The 14,486-nt window shown below is 67.6% G+C and carries 10 protein-coding genes; 6 read left to right on the forward strand and 4 right to left on the reverse strand.

Annotated elements, in window-relative coordinates:
• The first annotated feature begins 260 nt into the window (after window positions 1–260).
• Together WJ12_RS21895 and WJ12_RS21900 are read left to right on the forward strand one after the other, a co-directional pair.
• Window positions 261–920 (forward strand): response regulator, encoded by a 660-nt coding sequence (locus tag WJ12_RS21895; RefSeq protein ID WP_034188543.1) that lies wholly within the window; start codon window positions 261–263, stop codon window positions 918–920.
• Window positions 921–1,000: 80 nt separating this feature from the next.
• Window positions 1,001–4,003, forward strand: a complete 3,003-nt coding sequence (locus WJ12_RS21900; RefSeq protein WP_059559966.1) for a hybrid sensor histidine kinase/response regulator — start codon at window positions 1,001–1,003, stop codon at window positions 4,001–4,003.
• 304 nt (window positions 4,004–4,307) lie between these two features.
• Here the strand turns inward: WJ12_RS21900 and WJ12_RS21905 are convergent, their stop codons facing one another.
• On the reverse strand, window positions 4,308–5,351 hold the full coding sequence (locus WJ12_RS21905; RefSeq protein ID WP_059560109.1) for a 1-aminocyclopropane-1-carboxylate deaminase: 1,044 nt from the start codon (window positions 5,349–5,351) through the stop codon (window positions 4,308–4,310).
• A gap of 164 nt (window positions 5,352–5,515) precedes the next feature.
• On the opposite strand from WJ12_RS21905, the gene WJ12_RS21910 reads away from it, so the two are divergent.
• Window positions 5,516–6,016: an Lrp/AsnC family transcriptional regulator gene (locus WJ12_RS21910; RefSeq protein WP_034188541.1), complete on the forward strand. Its 501-nt coding sequence runs from the start codon at window positions 5,516–5,518 to the stop codon at window positions 6,014–6,016.
• Window positions 6,017–6,142: 126 nt separating this feature from the next.
• Here the strand turns inward: WJ12_RS21910 and mdeB are convergent, their stop codons facing one another.
• The gene (gene mdeB, locus WJ12_RS21915; protein WP_059559963.1) at window positions 6,143–8,869 is read right to left on the reverse strand and encodes an alpha-ketoglutarate dehydrogenase; all 2,727 of its coding nucleotides are present in this window, start codon (window positions 8,867–8,869) and stop codon (window positions 6,143–6,145) included.
• Between the two features lie 163 nt (window positions 8,870–9,032).
• On the opposite strand from mdeB, the gene WJ12_RS21920 reads away from it, so the two are divergent.
• The 3 genes from WJ12_RS21920 (at window position 9,033) to WJ12_RS21930 (ending at window position 12,419) form a co-directional block, all read left to right on the forward strand.
• Window positions 9,033–9,560, forward strand: coding sequence for an Lrp/AsnC family transcriptional regulator (locus WJ12_RS21920; RefSeq protein ID WP_049032659.1), 528 nt, complete (start codon window positions 9,033–9,035; stop codon window positions 9,558–9,560).
• Between the two features lie 180 nt (window positions 9,561–9,740).
• Window positions 9,741–11,462: a ubiquinone-dependent pyruvate dehydrogenase gene (poxB, locus tag WJ12_RS21925; RefSeq protein ID WP_059559960.1), complete on the forward strand. Its 1,722-nt coding sequence runs from the start codon at window positions 9,741–9,743 to the stop codon at window positions 11,460–11,462.
• Window positions 11,463–11,828: 366 nt separating this feature from the next.
• The gene (locus WJ12_RS21930; protein ID WP_034188538.1) at window positions 11,829–12,419 is read left to right on the forward strand and encodes a class I SAM-dependent methyltransferase; all 591 of its coding nucleotides are present in this window, start codon (window positions 11,829–11,831) and stop codon (window positions 12,417–12,419) included.
• A gap of 79 nt (window positions 12,420–12,498) precedes the next feature.
• Here the strand turns inward: WJ12_RS21930 and WJ12_RS21935 are convergent, their stop codons facing one another.
• Together WJ12_RS21935 and blaOXA are read right to left on the reverse strand one after the other, a co-directional pair.
• Window positions 12,499–13,638, reverse strand: coding sequence for an acyltransferase family protein (locus WJ12_RS21935; protein ID WP_059559957.1), 1,140 nt, complete (start codon window positions 13,636–13,638; stop codon window positions 12,499–12,501).
• The gene (gene blaOXA / locus WJ12_RS21940; protein WP_059559954.1) at window positions 13,635–14,444 is read right to left on the reverse strand and encodes an OXA-1043 family class D beta-lactamase; all 810 of its coding nucleotides are present in this window, start codon (window positions 14,442–14,444) and stop codon (window positions 13,635–13,637) included. Before blaOXA ends, WJ12_RS21935 begins: the two co-directional genes overlap by 4 nt.
• Window positions 14,445–14,486: the final 42 nt, after the last annotated feature.

Below are 14,486 nucleotides of genomic sequence, written 5' to 3' on the forward strand. Positions count from 1 at the left end.
GCCGATCGGACGGGCGTGGGCGGCGGACTGTCGACGGTTCATACCGCAATGTCGTGGTGCGCGCGCCAGCCGGCGAGATGGGCATGTGTGTCGACAGACCGCCACGCTTGATCGTACAGCCGTCTATTATCTTAAAATTGCGCTGCGCACCGCCCGGTTCGCTGGATGCCGCAACGCGATCGTGTTGCGGGATCGATTCGAGCTCCGGCGCGTCGCACAACATCGCACGTCGGGCCGCGTGTATCGGGAGAAAAGTAGAGATGGATGAATTTTTTGTGCGGGTGATGGTGGCGGACGATCATCCTTCGTCCGCGCTCGGGATGTCGCAGGCGCTCGCGGGCAGCAGCACGATCAAGCTGCTCGGCACTGTCTCGAATTCGACCGACCTCGTGGCGATGCTCGACGAGCAGCAGAGCGACGTGCTCGTCGTCGACTATGTGATGCCCGGCGGCAAGTATGGCGACGGTCTGTCATTGCTGTCCTTTCTGCAGCGTCGTTATCCGGCGCTTCGCCTCGTGACGATCACGATGATCGACAACCCGAGCGTGCTGCTCGCGATTCAGAAGCAGGGCGTCGGGTGCATCCTGAGCAAGTCCGATGCGATTTCGCATCTGGTGGGCGCGGTGCATGCGGCCTTCGTCGGGGCCAATTATCTGTCTCCGTTCGTCAAGAGGCTGCTGGAGGACTGCCAGCCGTCGGCCGGTGTCCGCACCTTGACCGCCCGCGAGATCGAAGTCGTGCGGCTTTACGGGGCCGGCCTGACGGTCGGCGAGATCGCCGTCCAGCTTCACCGCAGCAAGCAGACGATCAGTTCGCAGAAATCGAGTGCCATGAAGAAGCTCGGTATCGTTCGCGACGCCGATCTGATTCGCTACGCGAGCGAGGGCCAGCTGCCCGAATTGCCCGAGGCCAGTGCATAGACGGTGTCCGTCGGACACTACCGAGTGACCCGGACGGCGCACGACGCGGTGCTGGCGCCGAGACGACTTCGACGACACTCATGCCAACCAAACTGAAAGCGCTGATCGCGCATGCCGCGGCCGCGGGCCGCAAGCCGTTCGAACCGGGGCGCGTGCGACGGCAGCAGCAATGGCTGCTGTACGGAAGCGGTGTGGCGATCACGGTGTTCGTCCTGGCCTGCGCGGCACTCGTCGTGCGGCTCGACCTGCAGGAATCGGTTGCGCATGAGCGGTCGGAGTTCCTGGTCCGCAAGGCCGACCTGCTGGCGGAGATGGAGGTGGTCAAGGCCCTCCAGAATCGCTACACCGACATCCTCGAGTTGATGGCTCGGCACGGACCGACCACCCCGCCCGATGCACTCGAGCCGTTTGCCGACGGGCGCGGCAGGCTGGCCGTTCTCGGACACGCGGGACGCGTGGCGGTGGCCGCGTTCGCGGCCGATCCGTCGTCCCGGCCAGGGGGCACCTACGCGCCGTTCCTCGCGGCATTTCTCGAGACGGTCGAGAAGACGGGCGTCATGCCGCCGAGGCAGCCCGGCGACCCGGGCATGGGCGGATATCTGATCGATCTGGCGGGCGACTTCGTCATCGTGACCGGGTATCCGCTGGTGAAGTCGACGCTCGCGCTGCCGGCCGGTTTCGACGTGAAGGCATTGATCCGGCAGTTGCAGCCGCCGGCCGATTTCGTATCGGCCGGCGCCGCGCCCGGCAATCGGCCGATTTTTCTGGACAGGCGGCAGGATCCGCTGCTCGGGCGGTCCGTGCTGCGGTTCGCGCAGGCGGTACGGAATACGCAGGGCAAGCCGATCGCATGGTTTGTCATCGTCACGCGGCCGGAGATCGACGACATCCTGCGTTCCGCGTCCGCCGGCCAGAACTATGCACTGGTCGATTCGAACGCGAATGTCCTGACCGGCCAGCAGGCTGCGCCCGTGCTGACTGCCCGTGCGCTCGATTACGCGCGCGCGGCCGGAGGTGAACGGGCTGCCGCACACCGTGTCGGCACGAATATCGTCATCGGCGATCGCATGCCGGGATTCGACGAGGTACTCACCGCGACGCATTCGTGGCGCAGTGTGTTCGACGACGTGGCCGTCCGCCTGGGTATCGCAACCGGTCTCGCGTTGCTCGCGATCGGAACGGTGTGGTTCGCGATCGTCATGTTCGACCGGCGCGCGCTGCGCCCGGCCAACCGCCGCGCGATCCGGCTGATCGAAAGCGAGGCGCTCAACCGCACGCTGATTCGCACGGCGCCGGCCGGCATCATGCTGCTGTCGCTGGCCAACGGCGACACGATGGCGCGTAACGAAGCCGCACGGATTTACGGCGACGCCGGCACAGCGCCGTTGCTCGGCAAGCGCATCTGGCACGCATACCGCGACAATATCGCGGGCGGACGAAAGCCGCGCGTCGTCACGCACGAATTGGCGGTCGACCGGGCCGGTGGCGGGGCCGCCTACCTGGCCGCGCACATCGTCCGCACCCGCTATCGCGGCGTCGACGTGCTGCTTTGCACGCTGACCGACATCACCGCGCGCAAACAGGCCGAAGACAAGCTCCATGAAGCGCGCGAAGCCGCGGACGACGCGAACAAGGCGAAGTCGACCTTCCTGGCGACGATGAGTCACGAGATTCGTACGCCGCTGAACGCCATCGTCGGCAATCTCGAATTGATGGCGCGCGCGGCGCTGCCCGCCGCGGAACAGCGCCGACTGCGGACGGTCATGTCATCGTCCGACGCGCTGCTGCGCGTGATCAACGACGTGCTCGACCTGTCGAAGGCCGAGTCCAACCAGATGGTGCTGGAAGCCGTGCCGTTCGACCTGCGTGCGGTGCTGCGCGACGTCGCGGCGATCTTTCGGCCGCTCGCCGACGCGAAACGGCTCGTACTCGAATGCCGCGTCGCGCCGGGGTTGGCCGACGGTTACGTCGGCGATCCGACCCGCCTGCGTCAGATCGTGTCGAACCTTGTCAGTAATGCGATCAAATTCACCGAGCACGGCAGCGTGACGATCGACGCGCTGCCGGCTGCCGCTTCCGGCAGGCCGCGCGGCGTCGAAATCGTGGTGCGCGACACGGGCATCGGCATCCCCGCGGAAGCGTTGCCGACGCTGTTCGACGTGTACGTGCAGACCGATCCGTCGATTTACCGGCGCTTCGGCGGCACCGGGCTCGGGCTGCCGCTCTGCGGACGTCTCGCGCGGCTGATGGGCGGCGCGCTGACGGTCGACAGCCGACCGGGTGCGGGGACGCGCTTCACCGCATCGCTGCCGCTGGCGGAGGCGCCGTCCGGATGGCGTGCCGCGTTCGACGACGAGCCCGCGGCGGCGGCGTTGCCGACGCACGCGGACGAAAGCGTGCCGCTGCGCGTGCTCGTCGCGGAAGACCACCCGGCGAGCCGCGTATTGTTGCGGGATCAACTCGATGCGCTGCGCTACGATGCGACGATCGTCACGAACGGCGTCGAGGCAATGCGTGCCTTCTTCGCGCGTTCGTACGACGTGGTACTGACCGATCTCGGCATGCCGGAACTCGACGGCTTTGCGCTGGCGAACTTCCTGCGCGAGCAGGGGGCGACGGTACCCGTGATCGCGATGACCGCGCACGCGACCGAAGAGGATCGCAGGCGGTGCGCGCAGGCCGGCGTCGCGGAAGTCGTGCTCAAGCCGCTGTCGATCGATGCGCTCGGGGCGGTGTTGCAACGCCATGGGGCGCGTGGCGCGACGGCGTTGCCGGCGGTCGATCGCGACGACCGGCAGGCGCCGCCGATGACGGACGCGATTCGTGAACAATTGCGTGCCGCGACACTGCACTCGCTGGCGACGATCGACGCCGCGTTGCCGCGCGGCGACCACGATCGCGTCAAGGGCGAACTGCATTCGATGCGAGGCGGCTTCGCGCTGGCCGGCGACGCAGACGCGAGCGATACGTGCGCGAGAGGCGAGCGCGTGCTGGCCGCGGGCGGTGTCGATGCACTCCGGCCGGAGTGGCCGGAGATGCGCGTGGAGGTGGAGGCTGCGTTGTCGAGATTGTCCGGCGTCTGAACGATGCGACGCCATGCTTGCGGGCGCGATGGCGGGCGATGCCTGCGACGTTGACGGCCGACGACCATGCGCGCGCCGTGCCGGCGCGCGCACTGAATCGTCGAGCGGTACGCGCCGGCGAGCGTGTTCATGGACGGCGCGCGAAAACGATGAGGGGCGCACGGGCACCGCACGGCATCGCGCGGAACGGTGCAACGCTCGACCACCGGCTATCCCGCATGCCGCCGCCTCGGGCGGATGCCGGAGGCGGCAGCTTCATGACGCGGAATTGGCCGTCGTGCGCCGGATCGACTGCGGAAGCCCGTCAGCCGTTGCGGAAGATCTCCGCGTAAGCGCTCAAGGCCGGCACGCCGCCAAGGTGCGCATACAGCACCTTCGACCCCGGCTCGAATTCCCCGCGCCGCACCTTGTCGATCATCCCGTGCATCGATTTCCCTTCATAGACGGGATCGGTCAGCATGCCTTCGAGCCGCGCGCACATCCGGATCGCCTCCAGCGCGCCTTCATTCGGCAGCCCGTATTCGGGGCCGGCAAAACGCGTATCGAGCACGACGTCCCGCTCGTCGATGCGGCGCCCGAGTTCGACGATCTCGGCCGTATACCGCGCGATGCGCGTGATCTGCGCATGCGTCTTCTCCGGCGTCGCGGACGCATCGATGCCGATCACGCGGTCCGCGCGCCCGTCGGCCGCGAAGCCGGCGACCATCCCGGCCTGCGTGCTGCCCGTGACCGAGCAGACCACGATGTAATCGAACCTGAAGCCGAGCTGCGCTTCCTGTTCCCGCACTTCTTCCGCGAAGCCCACGAAACCGAGGCCGCCAAGCGGATGCTCGGAACATCCGGCCGGAATCGGGTAAGGCTTGCCGCCCGCCTGCCGCACGCTGTCCATTGCTTCTTCCCAACTGCGGCGAATGCCGATGTCGAAGCCGTCAGCGACGAGCCGTACGTCGGCCCCCATCATCCGCGACAGCTGGATGTTGCCGACGCGGTCGTATCCCGGATCGTCGTAGTTGACCCAGTGCTCCTGCACGAGCACGCACTTCATCCCGAGATGCGCGGCGACGGCCGCGACCTGGCGTGTCTGGTTCGATTGCACGCCGCCGATCGACACGAGCGTGTCCGCACCCTGCGCGAGCGCATCGGGAATCAGGTATTCGAGCTTGCGGGTCTTGTTGCCGCCGAACGCAAGGCCGCTGTTGCAGTCCTCACGTTTCGCATACAGCTCGACCTTGCCGCCGAGATGCGCGCTCAGGCGCTTGAGCGGCTGGATCGGGGTCGGACCGAACGTGAGCGGATAACGCGGGAAACGTTGCAGGTTCGTCGACGCGCTCCGAGGGACGGTGGACAGGAAACCGGATCGGCCGGGTGCGGCTTGCACGCCGTGTCCCGATGGAAAAATGATAGGCAGGATGGTGCGAAATGGGCTTGCGAAATAAATAATGAAAACCTACGTTATCTGTGAGGTCAGGAATGAATGAATAATTTTGATTCGCAAAATTTCGAGGAAACGCAATGAAATTAGATCGCGTCAGTGCATCGCCGGCCGACGCCGCGGCGGCGCTCGACCGCATCGACCGCGCGATCCTGCGGCAGTTGCAGCAGGACGCGTCGATCTCGAACGTGAGCCTCGCGGCGAAGGTGAAGCTGAGCGCGCCGGCGTGCCTGCGGCGCGTCGAGCGGTTGAAGGAGATGGGATTGATTCGCGGCATCGTCGCGCTGCTCGACCCGAAGCCGCTGGGTGCCGGGATGCTGGTCGTGATCGGCTTCGTGCTCGATCGTTCGACGCCGGAAGCATTCGCCGAATTCGAGAAGGCCGCGCAGAAAGTGTCGGGGTGCGTCGAGTGTCACGTGGTGACCGGCGAATTCGACTACTTCATGCTGCTCCGCACGCGCGACAACGAGAGCTTCAACCGTTTGCATGCCGAACAGTTGCTGTACCTGCCCGGTGTGCGACAGGTGCGCTCGTTCATGGTGCTCAAGGAAATTCTGTCGACGCACGCGTTGCCGGTTTAGCGCGGAGCGCCGCCGATTCACGCCGGTCCGTGTGAGAGCGGCGCATGCGCCGCGGCGTGGAGGGGCCGGGCGAACGCGGCGCTCGGCGGCTTGAAGCCGCTCGACGTGCCTGGCCGCGTTGCCCGGTCAGCGCTGCCATGGCGCACCGCCTGGATGCGAGGTCTTGCCGAGACGCTCGCGTGCGTCGCGCACGACGGTCGCATCGAGTGCGCCGTCATCGGCGAGCGCCTTCAGCGCGGCGAGCACGATGCTCGCGCGATCGACCTCGAAGAATGCGCGCAGCGCGTCGCGCGTGTCGCTGCGGCCGAACCCGTCGGTGCCGAGCGTCACGTAGCGGCGCGGCACGTAGGCGCGGATCAGCTCGGGCACCGCGCGCACATAGTCGGTCGCGGCGATCACCGGGCCCTGCGTTTCTTCAAGCATCCGCGTGACATACGACGATGCCGATCCGTCGCCGAGCCGCGACAGCCGTTCGGCTTCCATCCCGTCGCGCTGCAATTCGCTGAAGCTCGTGACGCTCCAGACGGCCGCATCGATCCCCCAGCCGTCCTGCAGCATCCGCTGCGCGGCGAGCACTTCGCCGAGAATCGCGCCGGCGCCGAACAACTGCACGCGCGCGGCCGCGTTCGAGGCGGACGGCAGCCGGTGCATACCCTTCAGGATGCCTGCGCGACGGGCGGCCGGATCGTCGCCGGGGATCGACGGCTGCGCGTAGTTCTCGTTCATGACGGTCACGTAATAGAACACGTCGCGCTGCTGCTCGACCATCTCGCGCATGCCGGCATCGACGATCGTCGCGACTTCGTACGCGAACGCCGGGTCGTACGCGCGGCAGTTCGGAATCGTCGACGCCGCGAGATGGCTGCTGCCGTCCTGGTGCTGCAGGCCTTCGCCGCCGAGCGTCGTGCGGCCCGCTGTCGCGCCGACGAGGAAGCCGCGCGAGCGCTGGTCGGCGGCGGCCCAGATCAGGTCGCCGATGCGCTGGAAACCGAACATCGAGTAGTAGATGTAGAACGGCAGCATCGGCAGGTCGTGCACGCTGTACGACGTCGCCGCGGCGATCCACGACGACACCGCGCCGGCTTCCGAAATCCCTTCCTCGAGAATCTGCCCGCGCGTGTCCTCGCGGTAGTAGAGCATCGAGCCGAGATCCTCGGGTTCGTAGCGCTGGCCGAGCGGCGAGTAGATGCCGACCTGCCGGAACAGGCTCGCCATGCCGAACGTGCGCGCTTCGTCGGCCACGATCGGCACGACGCGCGGGCCGAGGTCGCGATCCTTCAGCAGCGCTGCCAGCATGCGCACGAGCGCCGTCGTCGTCGACATCTCGCGGTTCGCCGCGTCCAGCGCGAACGCACCCCAGGCAGGCATCGGCGGGACGGTCAGTCCTTGCGATGCCGCCATCCGCCTTCTGGGCAGATAGCCGCCCAGGGCAGCCCGGCGGGCATGCAGGTAACGCATCTCCGGGCTGTCTTCCGCTGGCTTGTAAAACTTCAACTGCTCGACGTCGTTGTCCGACAGCGGCAACCGGAAACGGTCGCGGAACGCCTTCAGGTCGTCGACGTCGAGCTTCTTCTGCTGGTGGGTCGTCATCCGCCCCTGGCCGATCGTGCCCATCCCGTAACCCTTCATCGTCTTCGCGAGGATCACCGTCGGCTGGCCGCGATGGGCGAGCGCGCGCGCATACGCGGCGTGCAGCTTGAGCGCGTCGTGGCCGCCGCGGCGCAGGCGGTCGATTTCCGCATCGGTCAATTGCGCGGCGAGCGTGTCGAGCGCCGGGTCGCGGCTGAAGAAGCGTGCACGGTTGTACGCGCCATCGTTCGCGGAGAAGGTCTGGAACTGGCCGTCGACGGTGTCGGCGAACGCGCGGGCGAGCGCGCCGGCGTGATCGCGCGCGAACAGCGGATCCCAGTCGGAACCCCACAGCACCTTGATCACGTTCCAGCCGGCGCCGGCGAACAACGCCTCGAGTTCGTCGATCACGCGGCCGTTGCCGCGCACCGGGCCGTCGAGCCGCTGCAGATTGCAATTGATCACGAACACGAGGTTGTCGAGCCCTTCGCGGGCGGCGAGCGACAGCGCGCCGAGCGATTCGGGTTCGTCCATTTCACCGTCGCCGAAGAAGCCCCACACGGTGCGGTTCGCGGTGTCCGCCAGGCCGCGATGCTGCAGGTAGCGCATGAAGCGCGCCTGGTAGATCGCGTTGATCGGGCCGATGCCCATCGAGCCGGTCGGGAACTGCCAGAAGTCGGGCATCAGCCACGGATGCGGATACGAGCACAGGCCGGGCCCGGCGATTTCGCGGCGGTAGTGCTTCAGGTGTGCCTCGTCGAGGAAGCCTTCGAGATACGCGCGTGCATAGACGCCCGGCGACGAATGCGGCTGGAAGTAGACGAGATCGCCGCCGGAACCACCTTCGTCATGCCCTTCGCCCGTCGCCGCGCGGAAGAAATGGTTGAAGCCGACTTCGAACAGGTCGGACGCCGACGCATAGCTCGCGATGTGTCCGCCGAGCTCGCCGTATGCACGGTTCGCGCGCACGACCATCGCGAGCGCATTCCAGCGCAGCGCGGCCGACAGACGCGCTTCGAGATCGGCATCGCCCGGATACGGCGGTTGTTCGTGCGCGGCGATCGTGTTCACGTACGGCGTGACCGGGCCGCGCGATGCAGCAAGACCGCGCGTGCGCGCGTGCGCGGCCAGGCGATCGAGCAGGAACTGCGCGCGATCCTGGCCGACGTGAGCGACGACCGCGTCGAGCGCCTCCAGCCATTCGGCGGTTTCTTCGGGGTCGGCATCGGCATGCGCAAGGCCCGCGCGCCGCGTGGCGTCAATTCCGTTCGACAGGTCCGTCATCGCAGGTCTCCCGCACGCCAGTTCGGGCGGCGCGCAATCAGTGGCAATCGGTCGAATCATGCTACCCGTCGATCCGCAAAATATGCGTCTGATTTCATTGGAGTTTCACGGTCTGATAGTGTAAATATTCCGGTTATCGCCACTCTCTCGGAATATTTCGATCATGAGCGCAAACCCGCGGCGGCTCGACCGCATCGACATCGGCATCCTGAACCAGCTTCAGCAGAACGCGCGGATCACCAACGCGGAACTCGCACGCGCGGTGAACTTGTCGGCCACGCCGTGCTTCAACCGCGTGCGCGCGCTGGAGAAGCTCGGGCTGTTCCGGCAGCAGGTCACGCTGCTCGATCCCGAGCCGCTCGGGCTGCGGATCAACGTGTTCATCCAGGTCAGCCTGGAAAAACAGGTCGAGGATGCGTTGCAGCGCTTCGAGGAGGCGATCTCGCAGCGGCCCGAGGTGATGGAGTGCTATTTGATGTCGGGCGACGCCGATTACCTGTTGCGCGTCGTGATGCCCGACATGCGCACGCTCGAGCGCTTCATCATCGAGCGGTTGACGACGATCCCCGGCGTGTCGAACATCCGCTCGAGCTTCGCGCTGAAGCAGGTGCGCTACAAGACCGCGCTGCCGCTGCCGGCGGCGGGGCTCACGCTCGTCGATCCGGACGAGGCGGCGTCCGACTGGAGTTGAGCGCGCGCCAGCCGACGAAGCGGCGACGATTGCCTGACATGACCGAAAGGAACGGGCCGGGACGCCTGTGGGCTTCGCGACGCGGTGCGGCACGATCGCGTATGCTCGTTTGGTCGCCGGCGAAGGCAGCCGCCGGAGCCGGTTCATTCGTGTGACGACCGATCAACGAGCGAGGGCATCATGGCAAGACAGACGATGGCGGAATACCTGGCGAAGACGCTGGCGGCAGCGGGCGTCGAGCGCATCTGGGGCGTGACGGGCGACAGCCTGAACGGCCTGTCGTTCAGCCTGAGCCAGATTGGCTCGATCCGCTGGATGCATACGCGGCACGAGGAAAGCGCCGCGTTCGCGGCCGGTGCCGATGCCGCGTCGACCGGCCGGCTCGCGGTGTGCGCCGGCAGCTGCGGCCCCGGCAACCTGCACCTGATCAACGGGCTGTACGACTGCCACCGCAATCACCAGCCGGTGCTCGCGATCGCCGCGCACATTCCGTCGACCGAGATCGGCCTCGGCTACTTCCAGGAAACCCATCCGCAGGAACTGTTCCGCGAGTGCAGCCACTTCGCCGAACTCGTGACGAACGCGTCGCAGTTCCCGCGCGTGCTCGCGCGCGCGATGCGTACCGCGATCGACGAGCGCGGCGTCGCGGTGATCGTGCTACCGGGCGACATCGCGCTCGGCGACGGCCCGGAAGAGGCGCCGGCATGGAGCGAATCGGCGCCGCCGTCGATCCTGCCGGCCGATGCCGATCTCGACCGGCTCGCGGCCCTGCTCAACGCATCCGACGCGGTCACGCTGCTGTGCGGCAGCGGCACGCAGGGCGCGCACGACGAAGTGGTCGCGCTGGCCGACACGCTCGGCGCGCCGGTCGTGCATGCGCTGCGCGGCAAGCAGTTCGTCGAATGGGACAACCCGTTCGACGTCGGGATGACGGGGCTGATCGGCTTCAGCTCGGGTTATCACGCGATGGAATCGTGCGACACGCTGCTGATGCTCGGCACGGATTTCCCGTACCGGCCGTTCTATCCGGCGAATGCGAAGATCGCGCAGATCGACTGGAAGGGCTCGCAGCTCGGTCACCGCGCGCCGCTCGCGCTCGGCCTCGTCGGCACCGTGAAGGAAACGATCGCGGCACTGCTGCCGCGCCTGACGCGCAAGACGCAGCGGCGTTTCCTCGAGAACGCGCTGAAGCACTACGCGGCCGCGCGCAAGGGGCTCGACGATCTCGCGGTGGCCGAGCCGCCCGGCCGCGCGATCCATCCGCAGTACCTGACGAAGCTCGTCGACGACGTCGCGGCCGACGACGCGATCTTCACGGCCGACGTCGGCACGCCGACGTTGTGGGCCGCGCGCTACCTGACGATGAACGGCAAGCGGCAGCTCCACGGCTCGTTCAACCACGGGTCGATGGCGAACGCGATGCCGCAGGCGCTCGGCGCGCAGGGCGCGCATCCGGGGCGGCAGGTCGTGTCGCTGTCCGGCGACGGCGGGCTGTCGATGCTGCTCGGCGATCTGCTGAGCGCGCGCCAGCTCAACCTGCCGATCAAGATCGTCGTGTACAACAACAGCCTGCTCGGCTTCGTGTCGATGGAGCTGAAGGCGGCCGGTTATCTCGATACGAACGTCGACCTGAGCCCGACGGACTTCGCGGCGATCGCGAAGGGCGCGGGTATCTTCAGCGTGCGGGTCGAGCACTCGGAGAACGTCGAGCACGCGTTGCGCACGGCGTTCGAGCATGACGGGCCGGCCGTCGTCGACGTCGTGACGTCGAAGTACGAACTCGCGATGCCGCCGAAGATCGAGCTCGCGCATGCGAAGGGCTTCAGCCTGTTCATGCTGCGCGCGATCCTCAGCGGGCGCGGCGACGAGATCGTCGAGCTCGCGAGAACCAACCTGCGGTGACGGCAGCGCGTGCGCCGCATGGCGGCCGCGTCGGGAACGCCGGCGCGGCCGCTCGCATCGACGGCCGGCGCGCGCGCCGCGATCGCGGCCGCGCGGCAGCCGATCCGGCTCGTCGGCGCACGTGAGCGCGTGCATATGCTGCAGTGCGTCGATCGCCGGTCGGGCACGAATTGATCAGGCAAATCAGGGACAATCTTCACGTCGCCTTAAGTTTGCGTTTCCTAGAATCGATTGATCGCCGCGCGTCCCGCGGCGGACCGATTCGCCCAGGAGGATGCGCATGCCGAAGCACCGTGTCGCCGTAGCCTTGTTCCACGCAGTCATCCGCCTGTCGAGGCCGATGACGCAACCGCTCGAGGGTCGCCGATGATGTGGCCGAACGCATGGCGGGTCTCGGCGCTGTTCGTGCGCGAGTGGGTCGGCCGTCCGGCCGCGGTGGGGGCGTTGTGCCCGAGTTCGCGGCACCTGGCGCGCGAGATGGCCGACGCGGTACCGGCTGGCGACGGGCTGGTCGTCGAGCTCGGCGGCGGCACCGGCGCGATCACCGCGGCGTTGCTCGAGCGCGGCGTCGCGCCGCGGCGCCTCGTCGTGGTCGAACGCTCGCCCGCGTTCGTGCGGCATCTGCGACGGCGCTTTCCCGGCATCACGATCGTGTCGGGCGATGCGCGGCAGCTCGAGCGGCTGCTGCCGCCCGATGCGCGCGTCGATGCGATCGTGTCGTGCCTGCCGTTGCGCACGCTGCCGCGCGAGGACGTGGCGGCGATCGTCGATCAATGTCACCGCGTGCTGTCGGCCGACGGCGTGATGATTCAGTTCACGTACGACCTGCGGCCGCCCCGCCGCCATCCGCTCGGCGATGCGGCGTTTGTCGCCAGCGGCAGCCGGATCGTCTGGGCGAATCTTCCGCCCGCGCGCATCGTGACCGTGCGCTGTGCCGCCGCGGAATACGCGGGCTGACTCGATCGAAACGTCGTAAGCGGACCCTGGCCGCTTTTTCCGTTTTCGCCGCCGCGCGACAGGGATCGCCGCCGCCGCGCTACACGCGTGCGCGGTTCGTCACTTGCACCGCCGGCCGTAACGCGAGCCGCTTGATCAGGCGGTCGAGCGGCGTCGCGTAGCCGCGCGCGATGACGGCACTCAACCCGGCCGACAGCACCAGATACGCGACGAGCAACGCCAGCTTGCCGTCTCCGTGCGTGCCCGACGGCGGCCACGCCGTGCGCAACGCGCCGAGCACGATCAGGTGGAACAGATACAGCTCGTAGCTGAGCCGGCCGCTCCAGCGCAGCGGCGCGAGCACGCGACCGTGCGCGCGTTCGCGTTCGGCATGCGCGCCGATCAGCAGCACGGCGGTGCCGAGCGCCATCGCGGAGACGCCGGGCACATGGCTTTCGGCAATCGGCCACGCGAGATAGAGCGCCGTCATTCCCGCCGCGACGAGCCATTGCACGGGCGCGGCCGCGAGCACCTGCCAGCGCGCGCGTTCGGCCAGCAGCGCGGTGCAGCAGCCGATCGCGATGCCGTCGAAGCATGCAAAGTACGCATAAAGGAAGCCGCCTTCGTCGCCCGGATGCGTGTAGCGATACACGGGGCCGATCGCGGCGATCAGCAGCCAGAACGCGAACAGCCGCCCGTCGCGGCGCAATGCGATGCACAGCAGCGGAAACGACAGGTAGAACACCTCCTCGACCGACAGCGACCACAGCACGCCGAGCGCGTAATTGACCCAGCCGTATGCGCCGATCAGCACGTTCATCCAGAACGTGAGCGACGCGAGGTTCACGAGCCAGTACGACACGGCGATGCCCTGCGGCGCATGGTTCGTGAAGATCGGCACGCCGGCCGCCGCGAGGCCGTTGACGAGCGCGAGCAGCAGAAGCAGGCAAGGGACGATCCGCGCGATACGCGACACGTAGAACGCGCGTACGTCGAGCGCGCCGAGGCTGCCCCAGCGGCGGCGCGCATTCGACGTGATCAGGTAGCCCGAGATCGCGAAGAACATCGTCACGCCGTAGTTGCCGTTGCGCACGATCGCGTGGATCGTGTCCCAGCCGAGCACGCGCGCGAGCGCGGTGTCGCGCAGCGGATACGCGATGTTGAAGTGATGCAGCAGCACGAGCAGGATCGACACGCCGCGCAGCAGGTCGATGCGTGCGTTGCGCGGTCCGGTGCTCATGGCGACGCGCCCGCTTCGGCGAGTGCCGGCAGCGCCGCGAGGAACGTGTCGCGCGAGCGCAGGCCGGCATTCGGCGTTTGCCGCGTGTCGTCCTGGATCAGGTTCGCGAACACCAGCGTGCGCGATCCCTTCGTCGCCCAGCCGACGAACCAGCCGTACGCATGCGCGCTGTCGTATTTGAGACCCGGCGAGCCGGTGCCGGTCTTGCCGTGCACGATCCAGCCGCCCGGTTGCGCGTCGATCAGCGTGATGCGCTCGGTCATGTCGTACGCATGCGCGCTGACGGGCAGCGTGCGGCGCACGATCTTGCGCATGAACGCGACCTGTTCGAGCGGCGAGATCCGCAGCGACGAATTGGCCCACGCGCCCATCACGCCGCTCAGTTCACCCTGCTTGCTGGTGACGTCGGCGTTGCCGTAATCGAACGCGCTGGTGTACTGCTGGAAGCGTGCCTGTCCGAGCGCCTGCGCGACCTGCTCCGAATACCAGAAGATCGACAGCTTCATCCAGCGCGCCGGGTCGGTCGGTTCGCGCCACGGCGCACCGCCCCAGTCGGGGTAGCCGGCGTGGAAGTCGAGCGTGGGCGTGTGCTCGTCCGTCAGCACGCCGGCGTCGAAACCCATCAGGCTGATCGCCACCTTGAACGTCGATGCGGACGTGACGCGGGTCGCGCAGTCGCCTTGCTGCACGAGCACTCGGCCGGTGGCGGCGTCGGCGACGACGGTGCAGACGGGATGGGCATGGGCGGATGCGGCGACCAGCAGGCCCGTGGCGAAGGCCAGCAGCGCGGTGCGGCAGTGCTTCAAGTGTTGCTCCCTGGAAAGCGTGCGGAAGGTGCGCGGGGCGGG

This window comes from Burkholderia seminalis (assembly GCF_001718535.1).
GTDB lineage: Bacteria > Pseudomonadota > Gammaproteobacteria > Burkholderiales > Burkholderiaceae > Burkholderia > Burkholderia seminalis.